This is a genomic window from Dolichospermum heterosporum TAC447, from assembly GCF_024584745.1.
GTDB classification, from domain to species: domain Bacteria; phylum Cyanobacteriota; class Cyanobacteriia; order Cyanobacteriales; family Nostocaceae; genus Dolichospermum; species Dolichospermum heterosporum.
Genome location: NZ_CP099464.1, coordinates 3,156,319 through 3,180,135, shown reverse-complemented (window position 1 = coordinate 3,180,135; position 23,817 = coordinate 3,156,319). Strand labels below are relative to the sequence as shown.

General features: G+C 38.2%; 20 protein-coding genes. 7 read left to right on the top strand and 13 right to left on the bottom strand.

Going from position 1 to position 23,817, the window contains the following annotated elements:
- Positions 1-32: 32 nt before the first annotated feature.
- Positions 33-803 carry a cysteine hydrolase family protein gene (locus NG743_RS14355; protein ID WP_027403420.1) on the bottom strand — a complete coding sequence of 257 codons (771 nt, stop codon included), beginning with the start codon at positions 801-803 and terminating at the stop codon, positions 33-35.
- Positions 804-885: 82 nt separating this feature from the next.
- Between NG743_RS14355 and NG743_RS14350 the strand changes: the two genes are divergently transcribed.
- Positions 886-2,286 (top strand): amidohydrolase, encoded by a 1,401-nt coding sequence (locus NG743_RS14350; RefSeq protein WP_257120311.1) that lies wholly within the window; start codon positions 886-888, stop codon positions 2,284-2,286.
- A gap of 319 nt (positions 2,287-2,605) precedes the next feature.
- On the opposite strand, the gene NG743_RS14345 is transcribed toward NG743_RS14350, so the two are convergent.
- Positions 2,606-3,037 carry a BON domain-containing protein gene (locus NG743_RS14345; RefSeq protein ID WP_027403418.1) on the bottom strand — a complete coding sequence of 144 codons (432 nt, stop codon included), beginning with the start codon at positions 3,035-3,037 and terminating at the stop codon, positions 2,606-2,608.
- Between the two features lie 466 nt (positions 3,038-3,503).
- On the opposite strand from NG743_RS14345, the gene NG743_RS14340 reads away from it, so the two are divergent.
- Positions 3,504-4,946: a sensor histidine kinase gene (locus NG743_RS14340; protein ID WP_027403417.1), complete on the top strand. Its 1,443-nt coding sequence runs from the start codon at positions 3,504-3,506 to the stop codon at positions 4,944-4,946.
- Positions 4,947-5,685: 739 nt separating this feature from the next.
- Here NG743_RS14340 and NG743_RS14335 read toward each other — a convergent pair.
- The 3 genes from NG743_RS14335 to NG743_RS14325 form a co-directional block, all read right to left on the bottom strand.
- Complete coding sequence (locus NG743_RS14335; RefSeq protein WP_257120310.1) at positions 5,686-7,176, bottom strand: UDP-N-acetylmuramoyl-L-alanyl-D-glutamate--2,6-diaminopimelate ligase; 1,491 nt, start codon at positions 7,174-7,176, stop codon at positions 5,686-5,688.
- A gap of 77 nt (positions 7,177-7,253) precedes the next feature.
- Entirely contained in the window at positions 7,254-7,688 is a 435-nt protein-coding gene (locus NG743_RS14330) for an HNH endonuclease (RefSeq protein ID WP_027403415.1), read from the bottom strand.
- Entirely contained in the window at positions 7,685-8,074 is a 390-nt protein-coding gene (locus NG743_RS14325; RefSeq protein ID WP_027403414.1) for a hypothetical protein, read from the bottom strand. The genes NG743_RS14330 and NG743_RS14325 overlap by 4 nt, the downstream gene beginning before the upstream one ends.
- A gap of 111 nt (positions 8,075-8,185) precedes the next feature.
- On the opposite strand from NG743_RS14325, the gene NG743_RS14320 reads away from it, so the two are divergent.
- Together NG743_RS14320 and NG743_RS14315 are read left to right on the top strand one after the other, a co-directional pair.
- Complete coding sequence (locus NG743_RS14320) at positions 8,186-8,422, top strand: hypothetical protein (RefSeq protein WP_228044045.1); 237 nt, start codon at positions 8,186-8,188, stop codon at positions 8,420-8,422.
- A 504-nt stretch (positions 8,423-8,926) separates the two neighbouring features.
- Positions 8,927-9,682 carry a transposase gene (locus NG743_RS14315; protein ID WP_257120309.1) on the top strand — a complete coding sequence of 252 codons (756 nt, stop codon included), beginning with the start codon at positions 8,927-8,929 and terminating at the stop codon, positions 9,680-9,682.
- On the opposite strand, the gene NG743_RS26910 is transcribed toward NG743_RS14315, so the two are convergent.
- The 6 genes from NG743_RS26910 to cimA all read right to left on the bottom strand — a co-directional run bounded on the left by NG743_RS26910 (position 9,575) and on the right by cimA (position 17,391).
- Complete coding sequence (locus tag NG743_RS26910; protein WP_371316422.1) at positions 9,575-9,880, bottom strand: P-loop NTPase fold protein; 306 nt, start codon at positions 9,878-9,880, stop codon at positions 9,575-9,577. The genes NG743_RS14315 and NG743_RS26910 overlap by 108 nt on opposite strands.
- 148 nt (positions 9,881-10,028) lie before the next feature.
- On the bottom strand, positions 10,029-10,292 hold the full coding sequence (locus NG743_RS14310) for a glutaredoxin family protein (RefSeq protein ID WP_053537509.1): 264 nt from the start codon (positions 10,290-10,292) through the stop codon (positions 10,029-10,031).
- A 491-nt stretch (positions 10,293-10,783) separates the two neighbouring features.
- Complete coding sequence (locus tag NG743_RS14305) at positions 10,784-12,334, bottom strand: hydantoinase B/oxoprolinase family protein (protein ID WP_257120308.1); 1,551 nt, start codon at positions 12,332-12,334, stop codon at positions 10,784-10,786.
- 72 nt (positions 12,335-12,406) lie between these two features.
- Positions 12,407-13,087, bottom strand: a complete 681-nt coding sequence (locus NG743_RS14300; protein ID WP_027403410.1) for a Uma2 family endonuclease — start codon at positions 13,085-13,087, stop codon at positions 12,407-12,409.
- A gap of 164 nt (positions 13,088-13,251) precedes the next feature.
- The gene (locus tag NG743_RS14295) at positions 13,252-15,351 is read right to left on the bottom strand and encodes a hydantoinase/oxoprolinase family protein (RefSeq protein ID WP_257120307.1); all 2,100 of its coding nucleotides are present in this window, start codon (positions 15,349-15,351) and stop codon (positions 13,252-13,254) included.
- Positions 15,352-15,732: 381 nt separating this feature from the next.
- Positions 15,733-17,391 (bottom strand): citramalate synthase, encoded by a 1,659-nt coding sequence (gene cimA, locus NG743_RS14290; protein WP_027403408.1) that lies wholly within the window; start codon positions 17,389-17,391, stop codon positions 15,733-15,735.
- Between the two features lie 778 nt (positions 17,392-18,169).
- Between cimA and NG743_RS14285 the strand changes: the two genes are divergently transcribed.
- From NG743_RS14285 to NG743_RS14275, 3 genes are all read left to right on the top strand, one after another.
- Entirely contained in the window at positions 18,170-18,601 is a 432-nt protein-coding gene (locus tag NG743_RS14285; protein ID WP_027403407.1) for a hypothetical protein, read from the top strand.
- 247 nt (positions 18,602-18,848) lie between these two features.
- Entirely contained in the window at positions 18,849-20,807 is a 1,959-nt protein-coding gene (gene thiO / locus NG743_RS14280; RefSeq protein WP_257120306.1) for a glycine oxidase ThiO, read from the top strand.
- 193 nt (positions 20,808-21,000) lie between these two features.
- Complete coding sequence (locus NG743_RS14275; protein WP_027403405.1) at positions 21,001-21,687, top strand: Coq4 family protein; 687 nt, start codon at positions 21,001-21,003, stop codon at positions 21,685-21,687.
- A gap of 113 nt (positions 21,688-21,800) precedes the next feature.
- On the opposite strand, the gene NG743_RS14270 is transcribed toward NG743_RS14275, so the two are convergent.
- Together NG743_RS14270 and NG743_RS14265 are read right to left on the bottom strand one after the other, a co-directional pair.
- Entirely contained in the window at positions 21,801-22,259 is a 459-nt protein-coding gene (locus NG743_RS14270; RefSeq protein ID WP_027403404.1) for a hypothetical protein, read from the bottom strand.
- A gap of 2 nt (positions 22,260-22,261) precedes the next feature.
- The gene (locus NG743_RS14265; RefSeq protein WP_027403403.1) at positions 22,262-23,545 is read right to left on the bottom strand and encodes an AAA family ATPase; all 1,284 of its coding nucleotides are present in this window, start codon (positions 23,543-23,545) and stop codon (positions 22,262-22,264) included.
- Positions 23,546-23,817: the final 272 nt, after the last annotated feature.

The following is a 23,817-nucleotide window of genomic DNA, read 5'->3' as shown; positions in this document are numbered from 1 at the left end:
AATGGGTAATTGGTATTTTTACGACCATTAAATTAATGATGAATTGCGGTTACAATTGCAGAAGAATCTGTTACAAAACCGAAACATTGTTGGACATTATATAAAGTTGCTAACCAACAATATTCCGGTGAAGTTGTCGCGGTACAATCTTTGACTAAAATACAGTCATATCCTAAAAAATTGGCATCACACAAAGTTGATAAAACACATTGATCAGCATTTACACCAGCAAAGAATAGTGTAGTTATACCCAAATTTCGTAAAATACTGTCTAACGGTGTATCCCAAAATCCACTCATACGATACTTATCAACCCGGATATCTTCTGGTAGCTGTTCTAGTTCTTCCACCACAGCAGCAGCCCAACTGCCCTGCATTAGTACCTGAGAACCGTTGCTGGGAAGGGGATCACCTAATCCGACTCCTGCCCCTGTGGGGTTGTATACGTGCAATAAACCAGCGCTGATATTTAGTAAATCTGGACGATTTCCCCAATTTAGCCAAATTATAGGTATATCAGCAGGCCGCAGTTGTGGTAACAATTGTTGTAGGGGGGCAATCGGTTGACGGGCAGGGTTAACATCTACACCAATGTGTGCTAACCAACCATCAGGATGACAAAAATCATTTTGCATATCAATGACAATGATAGCAGCTTTGGATAAGTCGCAACGCAGAGTTTTAGTTTCTGTGGCTAAAATGGCTGGTCGTGGAGTCTTTTGAGGACGAGTAATATCTGCAAATGTCTGATTTACTTGCCAGTTATTGGGTGCAAATCCTAATTTCTGAGTGGGTAGATTCATAAATGCCAATTCTCGATATCGTTTTTTACGTTGTAGCTTAAAATTAGGCTAATAGATCAATTACTTAATTAAGATTAAAATCATGAACTTTACAATTAAGAATACTTTAATTAGCGTTGCCGATAGTTACGTAACTACAGACGTACAGGTTATAGATGGTAGAATCACCGCTATTACCCCTAATTTAGAAATAATTGGCACAGAAATTAATGGAGAGAACAAACTGCTGCTTCCTGGTTTTTTTAATGCCCATACCCATTCTTCGGAAATGTGGCAACGAGGAGTAATTCCCCCTTTACCTCTTGAATTATGGTTAGCACATTTATATGATTTTACTCCTTTAAATACAGAACAAGTTTATCTTAGTGCTTTGGGAACGGCAGTAGAAACTTTACTTTCTGGGGGAACAAGTGTAGTAGATCATTTAGTATTAATTCCTGGAGAAGAATTAGAAACTATTGCTACAGCAGTTCGCGCTTATCAAGAGGTAGGTATCCGGGCTTTTATTGCCCCTCTAATTCAAGATGAATCTTTGAGTATGGGCATACCTAATGGAGAATCACAGGCAAATCATGAACCTTATTTTCGTTCTTCTGGGGAAACTTTAGCAATTATGGAAACAGCGGTAAAACAATTTCATCAACCAGAGGTAGGAATTAATATTTTAGTTGCCCCGACGGGAATTCAATTATGCAGCGATGATTTATTTACAGGATGTATTTCATTAAGTAATAAGTATGATCTTTGCCGTCATACCCATTTATTAGAAACCAAAGCCCAGGAAACCCTGGCTAAAGAAAAGTATGGTTGTACTGCGGTTGCCCATTTACAACGACTTGGTTTTTTGAACAGTTGCACAACTTTAGCACATTGTGTATGGTTGAAGGAATCTGATATTAATATTCTTGCCCAAACACAATCTACAGTCGTCCACAATCCTTTAAGTAACCTCCGTTTAGGCAGTGGTATTGCCCCAATTATCAAATATATTCAAGCGGGGGTTAATGTGACCTTTGGCTGTGATGGTGCTTCTAGTAATGACTCCCAAGACTTGTTAGAAGCTATTAAAATTGGTTCGATTCTACATAATCTTACAGAACCAGATTATCAATACTGGATTACACCCCGTCAAGCTGTAAAAATGGCATCTTTAGGGGGTGCAAAAGGTTTAAATGTAGAAGAGGAACTTGGTTCTCTTACTGTTGGTAAAAAAGCTGATTTAGTTTTATATGATCTCAATAATTTATCATTACTTCCCCGCACAGATCCTATTGGTTTATTAGTTTTAGGTCGTCCTGTTAATGTTGTTAGTAATGCTTGGGTAAATGGTAAGCAAATTATTAGTAATGGAAAAATTACTACAATTAATATTGATGAACTACGACAAGAATTATTTAACCGAAGTCACTGGGAAACACAACCTAAATCAGTTAATGTAGATAAATTAACACCTCATTATCGGCAAGTTATGGGATTAGATTAATGTTAAGTTAAGCAAAATAAGGCGTTGCTGAATTGGCGTATGATTTTTGAAGGTAGAGACGTTCCATGGAACGTCTCTACAAGAGTCTTGAACGTGTGCAAAATTATTTTCATCCCTAAAATCAGCAACGCCCAAAATAATTGAGGACGGGGTTTCCCCGCCCCTACAGAGCAATTTCATCACCTTGCAGGTAGGTGAGGGTGGTATGAAGTCAAGTAACTAGTACAGGTCGGCGGAAATAAACAGACCATTCCAAATCGCTGGAAAGATCATTATATATTCGTTTTGACCTTTGACCTTTGACTTCCGCCCTGCGGTGCTAGGGTTTTTTCTCGGTCTTTACAATAGCTTCTAACTTGACACTTTTCACGCCAGGTATTGCTTTAATGAAAGTTTCAGCCTGTGTGATTTCTTTTTGAGAAGTTGCTGTTCCTTTGAGGATAATTTCACCGTCTTTGTTAGTTATTTCTAACTTGTTTCCGGGTAGAACTGTTTTCAGTTTTTTGCTAATTTCAGTTTTTAAGTCGGTTGTGGATTTAGAAGTTGTAGTGGGAGTTGTAGTGGGAGTTGCGGTAGGAGTTGCGGTAGAATTATCTATAATTCTTGTGGTATCAGAAGCAGGTTTGGCTGGAACAACGGGGGTTGCGGTGCTAGTACCAGTAGTTTCTGAACCTGTTTTTGGTGCTTCTTGACAACCAACCATGCCAGCTACTAAAACGCCACTAACTAGAAAAGGAATGAGCTTTTTCATGTTGATTTCCAAAGTTGAATACTTGAAGTGATGGAGTTTACTGTGAGTGATTCCCAGGAGCAAATCTTAAAAAAGAATTAAATTTCTACAACCAAAAGTCATGAACCAAACATCCAGATAACTGATAGAATGACAACTTTTCAATAACTAAATTAAAACGCTTTTATTGAAAAGAGCCAATTTAATTGTACTCATGGCTATCGAATATTAACGGTTTGATGCTCACAGGTAGCCACTATCTATATATTCTCTATCCTCAAGACTCAGCCGCATCTTTTTTGGGATTGGTTTACCGGTGATTGGGAATGGGTGACTGATTCGGTGACAAAGAGAGGATATTGCACCTTGAAGGTTCGGTTATACCACTTTCTATCTTTACCCCAATGACGATAATCTCGTGGATGTAGAGTGCAAATGTCTAATATAACCACCATTAGCTGCTGAAGCAATCAAGAGGTTAAAAACTGTGTACGAATGGATTTTGCCGAGTCTCAAGGAAGTTTTATCTAAAAATCAATCTCCTGTCGCTGAGTGTTCTACGGCTAAGGCGGAGCAGCAATGGCGTGTGAGTCTGGCAGCTACGGAGAACTTGCTGTTGAAAACTTTAGCCACAAGTTCATCTCATGATCCTCAAGGTTTGGTATTAGCCGCACCTGCACCTTTATTTAGTCACCCCGAACTAGCACAACGATTACAAACAATAACTTTTACAGCTAGACCTTTTAATCCTTTGGCGTTGATGCCATTTATGATGCCGTCAGAAGTGGCGCAGCATATAAATAATATAGAAACAAATACTTTCCATACTGCTACTTTTCAAGAATCTATTTTACCTTTATTGCCGGCTGATCCTCTAGGTGCGGAACAGTTTTGTTTGATATTTACAGATAAATTTAGATTAGTTTTGGTTTTGGCGGAAGATGAAAATGGCAAGAAGGAATTTTTGTTTTCTTTTGAATCAGCGGTTGTCCAAAAAGCTTGGGAATCTATAGGCGCTAGGGTGGTTTTGACTAATCCTGAATTGTTTACTGATTTAGATATTAAGGTACAAAATTATCCAGTTGTTGCCCCAGATTATCAGGTCATAATTCAATTTAGTCAGTTATTACTGCAAGAGTTAACTATTCCCACAGAAAGTAATCCAGTTACACATACTTCATTATCTTTTCATTCACCTACTCCACCGCCAAAATCTCCATCTCGTTCGGATGTGGAGTTGCTCCAAGCTTTTGCCCATGAGGTTCGCACTCCGTTAACGACTATTAGGATGATGACGCGGTTACTATTAAAAAGGAAGGATTTGCCTGTTAATGTTATCGGTCGTTTGGAGGTTATTGATCATGAATGTACTGAGCAAATTGACCGGATGGAGTTATTATTTAAGGCGGCAGAGTTAGAGAATTTATCACAACCTTCAAAATTTGCTAATTCCCAATTATCGCCGATGTGTTTGGATGAGGTTTTACAACAGAGTATTCCCCGTTGGCAATTGGCGGCAACTCGGCGTAATTTAACTTTAAATGTGGTTTTACCGAAGCAGTTACCGACGGTGGTTAGTAATCCGGCGATGCTGGATAGGGTGCTTACTGGTTTAATCGAGAATTTTACGCGCAGTTTACCTCCTGGTAGTTGTATTCAGGTGCAAGTAATTCCTGCTGGTGATCAGTTAAAGTTGCAATTGTCTCCTCAGTTTGATTGTCAAGATCAAGGCTACCGGATAACGCCACCAATTCGGAAGTCGTTGGGTCAATTATTGATGTTTCAGCCGGAAACAGGGGCAATTAGTTTAAATATGGCGGCAACTAAGCATTTATTTCAAGCAATTGGGGGGAAATTAATTGTGCGTCAACGTCCCCAAAATGGGGAAGTGTTGACTATTTTTTTACCTTTGGAAGTTAGAGGTATCTGAATGTGAATATGCTGCTGCCATATATTAATTGGGTTACTATTGTTAATTTTGGATCTTTCAGAAGATGTTAGTCTCAAACCCTTTATTGACAGTAGTTTCAGAAATTAATTTCCCAGGCTAATACAAAACTTTACAAAATTAATAGCTATTCCCTCAACAATTTTAGCCATGAATTCGCTCAGAAATGATCTAATTCGAGCGATCGCAAAAATTTCCTATTGACAAATTGACAAAAAAGTGGTGTTCAACCTGGCAATGTTATTAATTTTAGTGATATTTAGGGTTGGCTGATAGCGCAGCGTGGCGTTAGCCATACTCCTGAATGGGCGCAGGCCCTGCGCCCCTACTCCCTGAACTTCGATATATCGTAGGGGTTTAGCTCATGCTTTACCCTCACATATCTCATCAATTACAGGATGGTTTAATGCTGATGTAGAGATTTTTCATGAACCGTCTCTACAACGTGGTTTGCCTAAAGGATACCAGAAGCTACACCAAGGTGGTTGTAAAGTTATTGAGTCCTAAAGTACCAGTTAAACCTGTCACCTCAATGATGGCAATAAGCACCTCTTTTTTCAAGGTGGCTTTCAGGCTCTATCCCTGATGAAACAAGCTGTTTAGTCACCTTGTCACCCGTTAAGGGCTTCGCCTCCCGTTAGGGATACGCGGCTACATAAACGTTCGCGTAGCGTCCCGTAGGGATAGTCCGCCTACGCGGACTAACGAAAAATTAAGGAACCTAATTTTGGCTTTTTATTCTTTCCTGTAAAGCTTCTCGTGCTTGTTCTCTGTCGTCAAAGTGAATTTTTTCAGTACCGAGAATTTGATAATCTTCGTGACCTTTACCAGCCAATAATACACCGTCTCCAGGTTGAGCCTGTAAAATAGCTGTCCGAATGGCGGTAGAGCGATCGCTAATCACCATTGCCTGTACCAGATCAGGAATACCTGCCACCACATCCTCTAATATCTTTTCCGGGTTTTCCGTGCGAGGATTATCTGATGTCACCACAGCCATATCTGCGAGTTCCGCCGCTATTTTCCCCATTTTCGGGCGTTTAGTGCGATCGCGGTCTCCCCCACAACCAAATACACATATCATTCTACCAGGAATAAACGGCCGAGCCGCCTTGAGCAAATTCTCCAAACTATCGGGAGTATGGGCATAATCCACAATCACACTAATATCCTGTTGTGAACTAATTTGCACCCGTTCCATCCGTCCAGGAACACCGGGAAACCCAGGAATAGCACCTGCTACCAATTGCAAATCTAACCCCAAATGGACAACCGCACCCACCGCAGCTAAAAGATTTTCTAAGTTATATTGACCAACTAAAGGAGAACTAAAATCTACATTTCCCTGGGGAGTATGTAAAATTCCATTGACACCATTTGGTTGATAATTTAAATCACTCATCCAAAAATCTGCGGTACTATCATTAACGCTATAACTCCAAACCTGTTCCTGATTCAAAGATGCAATTATTCGTTGACCGTAGATATCATCAGCATTGATAATTGCTCGTCCTTGGAGATAATTAGGACTAAATAGCAACGCCTTCGCCGCAAAATAATCCTCCATATTCAAGTGATAGTCCAAATGATCTTGGGTGAGATTAGTAAACACCCCCACCTCAAAAGCACAACTCAAAACCCTACCCTGGTGCAAAGCATGAGAACTAACTTCCATCACCCCAGTATCACAACCGGCATTCATCGCCTTAGCCAATTGTTGCTGTAAATCCACCGAAAAAGGAGTAGTATTCACAGCGGTTTCCTCAAAACCAGGCCAGCGCGTATACAGCGTACCTATTAACGCCGTCGGTAAATTAGCCTGAGTTAAGAAATATTCAATCAAATGAGTAGTAGTAGTTTTCCCATTTGTCCCCGTCACACCCACCATTTTCAATTTTTGTCCTGGATAACCATAAAAAGCCGCAGCTATTTGGGCGCAAGCTTTAGTCATATTATCGGCACTAATGACCACAGAGTTTGCTGTAGGCGGATTTTTCCTCATAGCTTCGGGGGAAACAATCGCCGCTACAGCACCAGCAGCCAAAGCCCCCGACCAAAACTCCCCACCATCTACCCTAGTTCCTGGCATCCCAATAAACAAATCGCCCACACCACAGGTATGAGAATTAGTTTTCAGTCCTTGAATATCAATATCTGGTACATTTACAGACTCAATTCCATCCACAGCCGCTAATAATTCCCGCAATTTCATCTAGTGAACCTCGCCACAAGCTTGTCTTGCGCTTATTTAAACATTATTTTTTGTTTATTGGGAGAGTACAACAAAATTCAAGAAACGTCTTCAGGTGGATGCCAACCAGCAGAAACCCAGGCTTGTCTCACAGTCACTGCGTAGATATTATTAAGTTGTAAAGCTAAAACTGTAACACGACCACAGGCAGTTAATCCTATGATATGTGTACCATTGTTAGTCCAAGCAAAGTGAGATGACCATGTTTGCTGACGAGGATTAAATAGTTTTACCTTGCTGTCAGTAACTTGATCTAGACCATGAGTTTGAGTACCTTTGTATCCGTTGCATAGTCTACAAGCAAGCCATAAATTTTCTTCGTTATCAGTCCCACCTTTGGCTTTGGGAATAATATGATCAATCTCTAAAATACCCAATACATACTTTTGCAGACTAAGACAGTAACCACATTGATGATTAGCCTGGTTTCGCACCTTAACCCGAACTTCTTCAGAAATTTGACTAGAACTCACGCACCTAACTCTTTTATTAATCCACGTTTGACAGCTTCACTTAATGCAGTAGCTTTTCGCAATAGTCCTTCCTGATAAATTTGCATTAGTGTTTGCAATTCAGAATGTTCTGATTCTGTAACAATACCAGCTTGTTGTTTATCTAGTAACTCACTTAAACGAATATCTTCTTCAGATTCCATTTGTAATTCTGTCAAAGCTAAAACTTGCTGGTCAGAAAGTGCTGATACAGGTTCAAGGGTTGTTGCTTCTAGGCTAATAGGTGGGATAGAAAACTGGATAGTATCAACTAAGATGCTGGCTAAATCCCTGTTTGCTAGACGTGCAAAGTGTTCAGCTTTTTGATAAACGTCATCTGGTAGAGTAATTGTGATTTGGTTACTCATATTTTTTAGATAGGTTTCCTTCATATTATTGATTATAAATATTTGTTATATCTTATAAACCTTTATTTTTATAAAAAGTTACAATACAACTAGTCATACGAAATCCAAACCATGTCTGAATCAGTGCAGTATATAACTAATACCCAGGGAGAAACAGTTGGTGTATTGTTAAATCTGGAAACTTACCAACAACTAACCAACTTATCAGCAGATACTGAATTATTAATTGGGTTAAGTTTAGATGAATTACAAGCTTTGGTAGAAAGTGTATTATCTCCCAAAACTCACACTCAATTAGATAATTTATTAATGAAAAATGCTGATAATCAATTGCTACAGAAATTGTAGGACTTACACCTGTGGGGAGAGGCACTATTTCTGTTTTAAAAATGAACCGTCCACAATTAACTCGTGTACGGAAAATGTGGGTAAAAATGGGTGAACATCCACCAAATATTTGAGATTTTATAACCGATTGAGGACGATTTTATTCATCAAGATAATGACAGCAAAAAACTACATCCTTCGTAGGGGTTTAGCAGTGATCATAGGTGTCAACTTAGGCTACAGATGCCTTATTTTTTGGCTTCCACACCCACCCAGAAATGAATTTCCGGGCTAATAAGTAAAGTTTACTAAAGTAAACTGGGGATTTTTAGTCATCTTCAGATGACTTTTGCTATTAGACTGGGAATTCATTCCCAGGCGGGCTATGGGTTTTACGTTAAGTTGACAACAATGAGCTTTTGCTTTACCCCTACCATACTTGTCTGTTTACGATAAATAAAATCATTCATCAAACGCTGAAACAAGCTATTTTAAATAAATTTCCACATTACCTAAAATCTCTCTATGTCTCGTCCAAAACGCAATTTACAACTAGGTTTCTGTTATCACATTACTACCCGTTGCAATAACCGCGAATTTCGACTTACACGGTTAGAATGTCGGGAAGTGTTTCTGTTTGCGATTAAAAAAGCACAACAAAAGTATGGTTTTAAACTCTATGCACTGTGCATTATGAGTAATCATGTTCATTATCTCCTAGAACCAAAACAGCCAGAAGAATTACCAAAAGTTATGCACTGGCTAAACTGGTACACTGCTATGTGTTTTAATCGCATGATGAACCGTACAGGGCATTTTTGGGAAAAGCGATATCACAGTACAGGTTTTGAAAATACTGATTATCGTCGGGCTTTAAATACTTTGCGATATATCCATGCTAACCCCAAAGCAGCAGGAATACAGCAAGGGTTTTTTTATGACTTTAGTAATTACGGAACTCATGACCGTTTGAGTAATGATGGTATCACTCAATGGCATCCGGCGTTTTTGCAACTGGGGAGAACTTTGGAAGAATGTGCAGCTAAATATCGGCGGTTTTGCAAGAAGTATAAACCAAAGGCCAAACCAGAAAAAAGAAACTATTGGGGAAGTCGGTTTTTACCGTCTATGAAGAAAAGCAGTAAGGGAAAGAAGTCACCAGGACAGATGAGTTTACCTTGGGATAAGCAAAAGGTAACGGAAAGTACGGACGTACAGGAGGTAGCAGAAAAATTCATCCACGCAAATAGCTTTTTCTCTGCCGTGAATAGCTTTTTCTAATTGCTTCATAAAAGAAGACTTACCGCTACCCCATTCACCTTCTATAGAAATAGTCAGAGGTGGCTTAGTTTCGGGATTAGTTAAGAACTCAGCAATAGCTATAACGTAAGGTTCAAAACCAAGATAGTCGTTTTCTGAGGGTTGATCGCTTACACTAGCTTTGAGAATAGATTGATTATTATTGGTATTATCTGCCATGAGGATCTTACAATAGGCTAAAAAATGGGAATATTGGCTCTATCGTAGTTAAATTTACCATAGATGGGATAAAAAATATATAGGGGATACTTACGTTCTTTTAGATCCCCGACTGTTTACAAAAGTTGAGGATCTGAATAATAGAGTTTCAAGTTTTCACATAATCACTTAACATTTTTTCCAGACGTTCCACACTCAGACGAGGAGAAGGACGGGGTATCAGTTTTTCTTTACCGTCACCAATGAGTAAATGCAGTACCGGAATTTCATATTGATATGCTGCAAACCAATCATCACGGGTGGTAATATCCCGTACTTCCAACTCAAAACTAAGATTTTTGATTTGTTCTAGTTTTTCCTGTAATCCTTCACAAAGATGACAACCAGGTTTGCTGTAGAGAATTAATTGCATGAGTTGAGATTAAACAATGAAAATGTGTTTTATACTTATTTTAACTAAAAATACAATTTTATAGAAAAATATCTGATAGCGTAGCGTGGCGTAAGCCATATCAGGATATTCAGGATTACAAGATTAACAGGATAAAAGAATAGATGATAATTAATGATGATAAATAAAAACCCCAATTACAGCGATTTCCAATCATATAAGGTACATCCTAGCCCCCTCATCGCACCCCCCTAAATCCCCCCGCAGCGGGGGGAAGAAAAGGATAAGCTTTTGATACTGGAGGGGGTTGGGGGTGGGGTTCTTGTTCCAGGTTTGATGACAATTTGCTGTAAATTATCATCTGTTACAAAATAGACTTCTCCGGTAAAGATTGTAGAGACGTTCCATGGAACGTCTCTACAAGGGTTTCAAACGACGCACATTTAATTCTCGGAGATGTGTAATTAATATCAACGTAATGCACTCTACAATAATACTGATAATACTGACATTCACAAAACCTTACCAAATCCTCCACCTCCAGGAGTTTCTATCACAAAAACATCCCCCGGCTGCATCTCTACTGTAGCTGTATTCCCTAAATTTTCTTCAGTTCCATTTTTACGTTTTATCCAGTTTCTTCCTACTTTTCCGCTTTCTCCACCATCCAAACCAAAGGGAGGAATTAACCGATGACTAGAAAGAATATTAGCTGTCATTGGTTCGAGAAATTTAAGACGACGAATTACGCCATTTCCACCTGTATATTTACCTTTACCACCACTATCAGAACGCAAACTAAAGCTTTCTAATTGGACAGGATAACGAGTTTCTAAAACTTCTGGATCAGTTAAACGGGAGTTAGTCATGTGTGTATGAATTGCATCAGTACCATGAAAATTTATCCCCGCACCTGAACCACCACAAATGGTTTCATAATATTGATATTTTTCATTCCCAAAAGTAAAATTATTCATCGTTCCCTGGGAAGCAGCCATGACACCTAATGCACCATATAAAGCATCAACAATTGTTTGTGAAGTTTCTACATTTCCTGCTACCACTGCTGCGGGATAAATTGGGTTTAACATACAACCTTCAGGAATTATAATTTCTAAAGGTTTAAGACATCCAGCATTGAGAGGAATATTATCATCAACTAGAGTACGGAACACATACAAAATGGCTGCTTGTGTTACGGCTTTGGGGGCATTAAAATTACTATTTAGTTGTGCAGATGTTCCCGTAAAATCAATTTTAGCACTCCGATTTTCTCGGTTAATTGTCACTGAAACCTGAATTTTTGCACCACTATCCATTTCATAAATAAATGCACCATTTTTCAAAACATCAATTGCTCGTCTGACGGATTCTTCAGCATTATTTTGGACAAACTGCATATAAGTTTGTACTGTTGTTAGTCCATATTGATTAACCATTTTGCCTAGTTCTTGGACTCCCCTCTCATTAGCAGCTATTTGAGCTTTAAAATCGGCAATATTTTGGTCAGGATTGCGACTGGGATAGGGATGATTTAAGAGATAATTTCTCACGGCTGTTTCTTGAAAGTCTCCCTGTTCAACTAAGAGAAAATTATCAAATATAATTCCTTCTTCTGCTACTGTGGTACTGTGAGGAGGCATAGAACCAGGAGTAATACCACCTATATCTGCTTGATGTCCACGAGAAGCAACATAAAAGATAATTTGTGTTTTTTCTCCATCAAAAATTGGGGTAATGGCTGTGACATCAGGTAAATGTGTTCCCCCGTTATAGGGGTTGTTTGATAAATAAACATTTCCCGGTTTAATATTGTCACCTTGATCATTAATTAAACTGCGGACACTTTCACTCATTGAGCCTAAATGTACAGGAATATGAGGTGCATTTGCAACTAATAAACCGGAAGCATCGAAAATAGCGCAGGAGAAATCAAGTCTTTCCTTAATATTAACTGATGTTGCTGTATTTTGCAGCACAATTCCCATTTGTTCGGCGATGAATTGGTAGAGGTTTTTGAATATTTCTAAGCGAATGGGATCTGGTTGAGATGTGGTGTACATTTTTTTACTTAATTAATTTCAAGATAAACAATATGTTGGGTTTCCTTGCGTCAACCCAACCTACATTTTTTATTAAATTGTATCTGGATCTATATTTAATTCTCGTAGTTTTGCAGCTAAACGTTCTGCTTTTCTTGCTTCCTGTTCTGCGGTTTCTTCTGGTGTGGGGACTAAATTGCCTTCTGATGTGAAATAACGCAATAAACCTTCATGAATTCCTAAATATAAACCTAATTGTTGACTCCATAAATGCCCTTTTTCGGTGGCTTTTATAGGTTGATATTTTCCGTCTGTGATATGAAATCCTGCAAATTCTAATGTATAAGGATCAAACCAAAAATAGTCAGGTGTGCGGAAAGTTTCTTGATAAAGTTCTTTTTTTGATTCTCTATCTATTTTGGCTGTTGTTGGTGAGAGAATTTCGACAATTACATGAGGATATTTACCGTTTTCTTCCCACACTACCCAACTTTTACGAGTTTTTCTGTCAGTTCCTAAGACTACAAAAAAATCGGGTCCACGAAAATTTTCTGTTTTCTTCTGATGTGGACTATAATAAATACTCAGATTTCCCGCAGCATAGAAATCAGTTCTGTCTTTCCATAACCATTCCAAGCATTTGAAAAGTAGGATTATTTGTCGTAGGTGTAGTTCTGTTTCCACGGGGGGTTCATCACTATATAGGTCACTGGGAGGAAAAATAACATCTGGAGAGATGATTTTTTCAGATGCTATTTCTTGAGTAATCATCATGATATGATACCAAGTAGTTATTTGTTTATTCTAACATTAATTACCAATTGATAATTAATCCATTCAAGGTCTTATCTGTGTTTATCTGCGTTTATCTGCGTTCAAATATTCTGAAAATCTTATTTTCTTTGGAAATGTTGGGTTTCGCAAAGGCTCAACCCAACCTACGAAAAATGGCGTTGTAAAATCAAGTGATTTTGTTTAGTTAATCTTGCTTCCCAGTGAGGTTCAACGACAATTGTGCTGATTTTTTCGACAATGATAGCAGGTCCGACTATACTATCTTCTGGTTGTAAATTATCTCGGTAATAAACAGGGGTATCATGCCATTTATCAGCCGTAAACATTTTTACTATTTCTACAGGTGTGGGTTTTTGATCGAAAGCACAGTTACGAGTAATTAATGGTTCTTCAGGAGTATCCATTTTTTGAATTACTTCTACTGAGACTGATTCGACAATTAAGGTTTTCTCGGTTTGAATAAAACCATATCTATTTTTATGTTCAGTTTCAAATTCTTTTCTCATTAATGCCAGATCATCAGCAAAATTAATATTTAATGTAGAGTTAGTCCCATCATATTTTAAGTTAATTTTTTGGACTATTTTTTCTCTACTTGTTTCATCGGAGTTAATAGTAGTTCTTGCTTGGGTTTCCAAAGATGCTATCAATTGCTTTAGTTGTGGAATCAATGTTTGATTCAAGGGTTTTTCTACGCCTGTTTCTTTAATTGAGCGAATATCAGCTAATCCCATACCATAAGCAGAAAGAACTCCTGCATAGGGGTGAAGAAATATCTTTTTCATTCCTAAAGTATCAGCAATTAAACAAGCAACTTGTCCTCCTGCACCACCAAAACAACAAAGGACATATTCGGTGACATCATAACCTTTTTGTAAACTGATTTTTTTGATGGCATTTGCCATATTTTCCACAGCGATCGCTATAAATCCGGCTGCTACTTGTTCGGGTGTAGAAGTGTTGTCTGTGGCGGCTACAATCGCCTGGGAGAGTTGGATAAATTGTTTTTTGACGATATCTTTATCTAAGGGTAAATTGCCTGCAATGCCAAATACAGAGGGGAAATATTGAGGGTGAATTTTTCCTAACATGACGTTAGCATCTGTGACGGTTAATTGTCCTCCACGTCGGTAACAAGCTGGTCCTGGATTTGCACCCGCAGATTGGGGTCCAACACGATAACTAGAACCATCAAAATATAAAATTGAACTGCCTCCAGCCGCAATAGTGTTAATTGCTAATACGGGAACTCGCATCCGCGCACCTGCAATTTCTGAGTCTAATTGGCGTTCATATTCTCCTTTAAAGTGGGCAACGTCTGTACTTGTTCCACCCATATCAAAGGTAATTACTAATTCAAAACCTGCTCTTTTGCTGGTTTGAACTGCACCGACAATACCACCAGCAGGTCCACTTAAAATACTATCTTTTCCTTGAAATTGTTGTGCGTCGGTTAACCCACCATCAGATTTCATAAACATTAATTTAACTCCAGGTAGTTGACTAGCTACTTGGTTAATGTAGTGCCGCAAAATCGGAGTTAAATAAGCATCTACAACAGTTGTATCTCCTCGACTGACTAATTTCATTAATGGACTAACTTGATGGGATATGGAGATTTGTGTAAAGCCGATTTCTTGAGCTATTTGTGCTACTTGTTGTTCGTGGTATGGATAGCGATCGCTGTGCATAAAAACAATGGCACAACTGCGAATTCCTGTGTGATAAGCTGCTTGTAAGTCATTTTTAGTTTGTTCAATATTTACGGCTATTAATTCCTTACCATGAGCATCATAACGTTCCTCTATTTCAATTACCTGTTCATATAGCATGGTGGGTAAAATGATCTGTCTAGCAAAGATATTTGGACGATTTTGATAACCAATTCTCAACGCATCTTTAAAGCCTTTAGTAATAGCCAAAACTACCCGATTTCCTTTTCTTTCTAACAGGGCATTTGTGGCTACTGTTGTCCCCATTTTGACTATTTCTATGGCTTCACTAGGAATAGGTTTTTGGTTGGAAATACCCAAAATATCCCGAATACCTTGAATTACTGCATCTTGATATTGTTCGGGATTTTCTGAGAGTAGTTTATAGACTATTATCCATTCTTGATTAGGGAGAGGAACGATTAAAAACCGTTCTTGATGTTTTGAAAGTCTGTTGATTATTGTTTGATTATTAGTGACAGCAACTATATCTGTAAATGTGCCACCCCGGTCGCCAAATACTTTGAACATTATTTAATTTCCTCAATATTATAAAAATATAGGAATCCGGTTTGATTCTGTGAATTTACTTGTGTGGTCAGGGAACAGGGAAGAGGAAAGACAGAATTGATACCTACTGTTAGGTTTCTGGAGATTATCGGTTTCATCTAATACTTTTCAAACAACCTCTTACAGCAAATTGTCATCAAACCCGGAACAATAACCCCACCCCCAACCCCCTCCCCGCAAGCGATGAGGGGGCTAAGAGGATGTTTGAAAAGTATCAGAATTAATCGAGATCCCCCCAACCCCCCTTACGAAGGGAGGCTAAATTCCTCAAAGTCCCCCTTTTCAAGGGGGATTTAGTGGGATCTGCGGGTGTCAGATCCCACACGAAAAAGTTTTCAACTCCTAAACTTTCAACGTCTTTTCAGCTTGGAAATGCAGCAATAATCCATATTCCAAACCCTCAACCACAGCTTGATAAGAAGCCTCCAAAATATTACTAGAAACTCCTACAGTAGTCCACCGTTGTTGACCATTACCCGATTCTACTAAGGCACGAGTTTTGGCAGATGTTCCCGTATTTCCGTTAAGAATTCTCACCTTATAATCAGTCAACTCAAAATCGGCAATTTGAGGATAAAAATTCACTAAAGCCTTACGCAAAGCCGCATCTAAAGCCGCCACTGGTCCATTACCTTCTGCGGCTTCTAGAATATTTTTACCATTAACAGCTACTTTAACAGTTGCTAAAGAATTAGTAGTTTCTTTCACCTCTACTAAATCACAATGAACCTGAAAACCTTGAACTTCAAAAAACTGTTGACGACATGATAAAGCCTCATACATCAAAAGAATAAAACTAGCCTCTGCGGCTTCAAATTGATAGCCTTCACTCTCCAATTCCTTCATGCGTTGGAGAATTTGTCTAGCTTGAGGATGATCTTTATCTAATTCAATCCCACAAGTTTTAGCTTTAGCTAAGACATTACTTAAACCAGACTGTTCAGAAATGACAATACGGCGTTGATTTCCTACCAATTCTGGTTGAATATGTTCATAGGTTAAAGGATTACGTTCCACCGCAGAGACATGAATCCCACCCTTATGAGCAAAAGCTGAAAGTCCAACAAAAGGTGCGTGTTCGTCAGGTGCGAGATTAACAACCTCACTCACAAACCGACTAGCTTCTGTAAGTTGATTTAGCTGGTGTTCACCGATACAACTATAACCCAATTTTAGTTGTAAATTGGGAATCACAGAACACAGATTGGCATTCCCGCAACGTTCCCCATAACCGTTAATTGTTCCTTGTACCATCTTAGCTCCAGCCATAACTGCTGCTAAGGCATTAGCAACCGCCATCTCTGAATCATTATGGGTATGTATGCCAATTTGGGGAATGGGTAATTGGTAATTGGTGATTGGTAATTGGGAAAGAGTTTCTTCTGTATTCCCTGTTCCCTTAACTACAACTGACACAATTTGCGAAACTTCATGAGGTAAAGTCCCCCCATTGGTATCACATAAAACTAACCATTCTGCACCTGCTGTGACTGCTGCTTTGAGCGTCTGTAGAGCATAATCAGGATTTTGCTTATAACCATCAAACCAGTGTTCAGCATCGTAAATTACCCGTCGTCCTTGAGAACGGAGATACTCGATGGTATCACCAATCATGGCTAGATTTTCCTCTAGGCTGGTCTTGAGTCCGGCTGTAACGTGCAAATCCCAGGATTTACCGAAAATTGTCACCCAGCGCGTTCCTGCTGCCAAAATCGCTTGCAGCATGGGTTCATCTCCGGCTTTGGTATGAGGACGACGGGTGGAACAAAAGGGGACAACTTCTGCTTGTTTGAGGGGATTTTCTCGAAGTTGCCAGAAAAATTGGACATCTTTGGGATTTGCTCCCGGCCAACCACCTTCAATGAAAGGAATACCTAATTCATCAAGTTTGTGAGCAATGCGTAACTTATCTTCTATGGACACTGACAATCCTTCCCGTTGAGTCCCGTCGCGGAGAGTAGTGTCGTAGAGCCAAAGTTTATTTGAGGGAGTTTTGGTCATAAAAATTTGGTGAACCTTTGCTTCAACACTTACACCTAAGAGACAACTTTGCGGCGATATGCCAACATACTACAAAACGCTATTTCGGTAATTTCAATATGCCGATAAAAAAAATGCTAACAATGGCTAACATTTTTTTCCTGTTTCCCTCTGAAAGTGTTGGCAGTACCAATCCATAAGCTAACACAGTCTACCTGACCACTATATGTATCGTAGAAGCTGGGAAAACTTCTATGGGGTGAGGATGTAATGACTATTGTTAATAACTCAATTCTAGTACAGCACTGCGTAAATAAACCAAGCATTCTCAATTGCCAAAAAGCTTGCTCAATATTACCTTTGACTTTTGACTTTTGACTTTTGACTTCCGCTTTGCGGTACTAGGCTGTTTTAATGCAAAAGACAACCCAGGGGAATACAACCTAAAATCCTGTTAAATTTGAGTAGAGGCATTGGCACTTATGGTACTTATGCGGTTAAGGTAGAAGGTGAGTAGCCGCAGCAAATTGGCGTAAGTGAACACGGCGTTCCCTTTTTGCCAACTTTCCTGCAAGTTGCTTGGAATTAGCTTGTCACTTGATTTGGGATTGACGATTTTGGACTTCGACTTCGCTCAGTCGAACGATTTGGGATTGACTCCACCCTCAAGGACGGGGATTGTACCAAATTTTTGTAATCTAAAATCTAAAATCTAAAATCTAAAATTCTTTTCATGGGTTTTGGGATCAAGGTTCTCAATTAGTTTGGACACCAGAAGGTTTACAAGGAGAGAAACAAGATGGGTAGATGGACACCCTTGATTTTAATGGCTGGCGGCGTAGCAATTTTGCTAGGTACGTTACTGGGGATTAATTTTCCTATGGGCGGACAACAAACTGCTAATGTTCCTCAAGGACGGAAAGCATCTAGTGTTCTCCCGGCTAATATTAATGTTAATAGTGCTGCCAATGGGAAGGATTCAGAAAATATTAGTGGTAATGAGTCAGAAACTTCTAGCGGAAGTAATTCCACCAGTGAAAGCCGCCGTACTAGTGTAGCTCAAGGTAATTTTTCTACGGAGACTACTAACAATTCTTCTAATACTACTCAAGAAACAAGTGGTAGTAATGACAGTTCCAGTTCTACCAATGAAACTGCCACTACACAGAGTAACTCAAGTGCTAGTGGTAATGAAGGTCAGAAGAAAGAACCAATTCGCGCTTTGTGGTAAGTAGGGAAAAATTAAGTCAAAGGTCACTCGATTTGGGATTGATGTTAGCGAAGCGTACGCAGCGCAGCGAGTATTTTTCCGTCCTCAAGGACGGGGACTTGTACCAAATTTTTGGCATCTAAAATCTAAAATCTAAAATTCCCGTGACCAATGACCAATTTTCGCCCCCCTTGTGAGCCATTTATGAGTTATTAGTTATTTACTGATGACTAATGATTGGGCGCAGGCCTTGCGCCCCTACTGACTAATGACTAGTGATGTTTTAATTATTGGTGGTGGTATTATTGGGTTGGCTTGCGGTGTTGAACTGCGATTACGGGGTGCAAATGTAACTGTACTTTGCCGTGATTTTACTGCGGCAGCCAGCCATGCCGCAGCGGGAATGTTAGCTCCTGATGCGGAAAATATTCCTAATGAGGCAATGTTGGCTTTATGTAGGCGATCGCGTAATTTATATTTAGACTGGACACAAAAACTAGCAGAATTAACTACGGGAAAAGATTTAAACAATACAGGCTATTGGTCTTGTGGTATCCTCGCACCAGTTTATCAACAACCTAAAGACACAGGAGACAAAACGGCTTACTGGTTAGATCAAGATGCTATTAACCAATATCAACCAGGTTTGGGTGCAGATGTGGTGGGTGGGTGGTGGTATCCTGAAGATGGGCAAGTTGATAACCGGGCGTTAATTAAAGTTCTGCGGACTGCGGCTGACTCTTTGGGTGTTGTCTTCCAAGATGGAATTACAGTGGAAGCGATTTCTCAACAACAGGGAAAAGTTATTGGTGTACAAACTAATACTGGTTTATTTCGCGCTGACCATTATCTTTTAACTGCTGGTGCTTGGGTAAATCAATTGTTACCTTTACCAGTGCGTCCCCGCAAAGGACAAATGCTGAGTTTGCGAGTCCCAGATTTTCTGACTGAATTACCCTTAACTAGGGTGTTATTTGGTGAAAATATTTACATTGTTCCTCGAAGGAATCGCTCTATCATTATTGGTGCAACTAATGAAGATGTAGAATTTACCGCCGATAATACCCCTGGGGGAATTCAAAACTTACTGCAATCAGCCATTCGCCTATATCCGCAATTAGAAAATTATCCTATTCAAGAACTGTGGTGGGGATTTCGTCCCGCTACCCCCGATGAATTACCTATTTTGGGTCATAGTGATTGTGATAATTTAACTTTTGCGACTGGTCATCACCGCAATGGGATTTTACTTGCACCAATTACAGCCACATTAATTGCTGATTTGATTTGTGAACAAAAAGCAGATCCTCTTTTAGCTAATTTTCATTATTCTCGCTTTTCTACTGTGTCATCTACTACTATACCGATGTTAATTCACGCGACTCCTGCCACTAACGGACACCGTAACCCGGAGATATCAGATTTAATTATTCCCGATTCACCATTAGTTATTGCGGGAAAAAGCTTTAAATCTCGGTTAATGACGGGAACCGGTAAATATCGCCATATCCAAGAAATGCAGCAAAGTGTCACTGCAAGCGGTTGTCAAATTGTCACGGTGGCTGTGCGACGGGTACAAACTAACGCCCCAGGACATGAAGGTTTAGCCGAAGCCTTGGATTGGAGTAAAATCTGGATGTTACCCAATACCGCTGGCTGTCAAACTGCGGAGGAAGCTATTCGGGTGGCACGGTTGGGACGAGAAATGGCTAAGTTATTAGGACAGGAAGATAATAATTTTGTCAAGTTGGAAGTTATACCTGATGCTAAGTATTTACTACCTGATCCCATTGGCACTTTGCAAGCTGCGGAACAGTTGGTAAAAGAAGGTTTTGCTGTATTGCCTTATATTAATGCTGATCCTATGTTAGCCAAGCGGTTAGAAGAAGTAGGTTGTGCCACAGTCATGCCTTTAGCTGCCCCCATTGGTTCGGGACAAGGGCTAAAAACTACCGCCAATATTCAGATTATTATTGAAAATGCCAAGATTCCAGTAGTGGTAGATGCTGGCATCGGTGCGCCCTCTGAGGCTGCTGAGGCGATGGAATTGGGGGCGGATGCGTTATTAATTAATAGTGCGATCGCCCTGGCTGAGAATGCTCCAGCAATGGCTTATGCGATGAATTTGGCAACAGTAGCCGGTCGTATGGCTTACTTAGCCGGCAGAATGCCCATGAAAAATTACGCTAGTGCTAGTTCTCCTTTGACGGGAACGATTACAGGTTAGTTTTGTTTTGTTCAGATCCCCGACTTCTTAAAGAAGTCGGGGATCTGAATTTTGTCTTTTTTATGTCTACCAAAAGTAAAATTAATTGTATAAATAAATCCCTCTTTTGATACACGAAACTCTCTTCTATTATCCCCAATAATGAGGTCAGAAAAAGATTAGTAATCCTATCTTCTCAAAAGGGAGAATTATCATGGATAACATCATTAATTATAACAATGATAAAGGACTCTTAGCATACATTCAATTTCTCGCCTCAAGAGCATTAAGAACCCAAGACGCTGGAACTGATCCAATCTTTGATTTTGAAGATGCACTTGACCAAACAGAAATAGCACATTTAACTGTAGACGAACTGAAAAAAGATCCTGAAATCAACTCTTTATTTACAGAAAGATGGCTACCTAAACCCATAAATTTAGATGAATTAAGCAAACTTCCCGAAGGAACTTTAGGTTATATTTATGCTAAAGGAATGAAAGCTAGAGGCTTCGATCCTCATTTCTATAAAAAAGTGCCTGTTGTTGATGATATTTCTTATATGAAAATGCTGTGGAGAACTACCCATGATATTTATCATGTAGTCACTGGATTTGAAACTAATGTGGTGGGTGAATTGGGTTTACAAGCTTTTGTTTTAGCACAAACTCCCACACCTATTAGCATCATGTTAGTAAGTTTTGGCATGGTTTCTATTAGTCTTTATCAACCTACTAAATTCAAACCTTTAATGACGGAAATATCTCGTGGCTATTATCTAGGTTCTCATACTCCCGTCAAATTTATCTCCAAAAAATGGGATCAGTTTTGGAATGTCCCCATTAGTGAAATTCGCACTCAATTAGGAATGAATTATATTCCTGAATTAGCAGTCAGGTAAAATAGAAGTTCTGAGGAAATAAGGTTTTTTAATCTATTTTGAGATTATGCTACCGCATATTATCAGATCAAAAAATATTCGTAGATTGTTGGGAGTAGAAGTTTGTATGCTGTTCAAATACTTTCTTCTAAGACCTTACTTTTATACTTGATCAGATCACCAGAATCTTTACCATTATGTTTTTTCAGACGGTTCTTAAGTTTAATTTCTACAGAACTATTAATATCAGGAGTTGGATTTCTATTTAAGACAATGCGCGCATAAATTTTGAATTCTTTTATTTCAGTCATCAGGTTAGTTAGAGATGAATCTATTTGTCCTATTGCTTTTTTTAAATCATGTCCTTTTAACTCTACAAAAAACGCTGATTTATCTTCACAGGACAAGATTAGGTAATCACATCTTTCAGATTCTTTAATTAAGCACCCATCAACCTTAATCTTACAAATTTCTTTACCGTTATTATTGGTGACTCTATACTCTTGTTTATTCCCAGAATCTTTGACAACTATGGTTTTTCTTGAATCACAAAATTCCTGACATTCACTTTCTCGAAAAAAATCGTTACACATAGTTATTCATCCAGATTGAACAAATCATTAAATTTGTCATTAATTATACTGGATGCACTATCTATTTTTTCCGCTTGAATTAATTTTAGTTCTTCATCAATAATTGATTCATAGCCATTTTCTGAGATAAAGTAAGCTGAAATGCGATCAGGATCAATCCAACTTTTACTATTAACAATACTTGCTACGGCTTCTCTTTCATCACCAACTTTATTTGCACCCACTTGGTGAGCATATAAAAGATTGTTAAACGATGATAAAATATAAGGACTATGAGTAGTTATAATTATTTGATTGTTGCAAACATTTGCTAATAATCCAATCAGTTCTACAATATCACTTTGGGTTTCAGGATAAAGGTGTGCTTCCGGTTCTTCAAAAACCATAAATACACTTGTTCCATCTAAAATATATCGAAATATCAGCAATAAAATCCAAACAGATTCTTGTTGTCCTGAAGAAGCATATTGTAGTTTAACATATTGGTTATTTTTAAAATAAATTCTTTCTTTATCAATATCAGCATTAAACCTATATTCACCCTTGAGGATTTTTTTTAATAGTCTTGATAAATCATCACCTAGATTTAAAGCGATATCTTTATTTTGAATGAGAGTATTTAAGTCATCAGTAAAGTAAGTTTTTAATAGATTAATTCTCTCTACAAAAGATTTGGTAAAATAGTCTAATGTATCTGGATTTTTGATTTCTTGAAGTTGATCTGTTAATGTAGACATCAAACTTCTACCAGCAGGAATAAATACAGATGAGTGCTTTTCCTCAAATATTTGATCAATACGTGATTTAAAATTTTTAAACTGTAATCTTTTATCTGATTCTATTTCTCGTAATTCTTCTAATGATTTAAATTTATTTTGTTGTTCTTGAAAAATTATTTTGTAATTTAAAATTTCTGTAATTAGCAGATTTAATTCTTGTTCAAGTGTTGAACTAATTTTGATTTCTAGGTTATATGTTTCCGAACTAGAAACTGTTATATATTTTTTATTTGAATATTGATATTTTACAATAGATCCTTCACGATCTAGTTGAATTTCAAAATATGTGAGAATTTTTCTGATTATGTAATTTAATGATAATAGATTCTCAAAAGTATTAATATATATATAATTAAGAATTTCATCTTTCAGAGACTTAAATAGAACAATAGATTTACTAATTGTACTTTTACCACTTGCTTGGGGTCCAATTAACAGCATTATATCCGTAACATCAGCCTCAAATTTTTTCACTGGTCCAAAATTTTCTATAGAAATTCTTTGCATAATTTTGGTTTACTGTTGATTGAGATTCAGAAATATAAGATAACTATTGACAGTGTAACAAAAATTTTATGCCAAATAATCATGTAACTGAACTTCGCACTCAATTAGGAATGAATTCTATTCCTGAATTAGCAGTCAGGTAAAATAAAATAGCACAAAATCAAGCATGAGTTGTCTATTTTGTCAAGAGATAAATCAAAATACCAGAAATGTAGATTCATGTAATTATTTTTTTATTTTTATGAGAGTGCTGTAAAATTTATTTAACATTA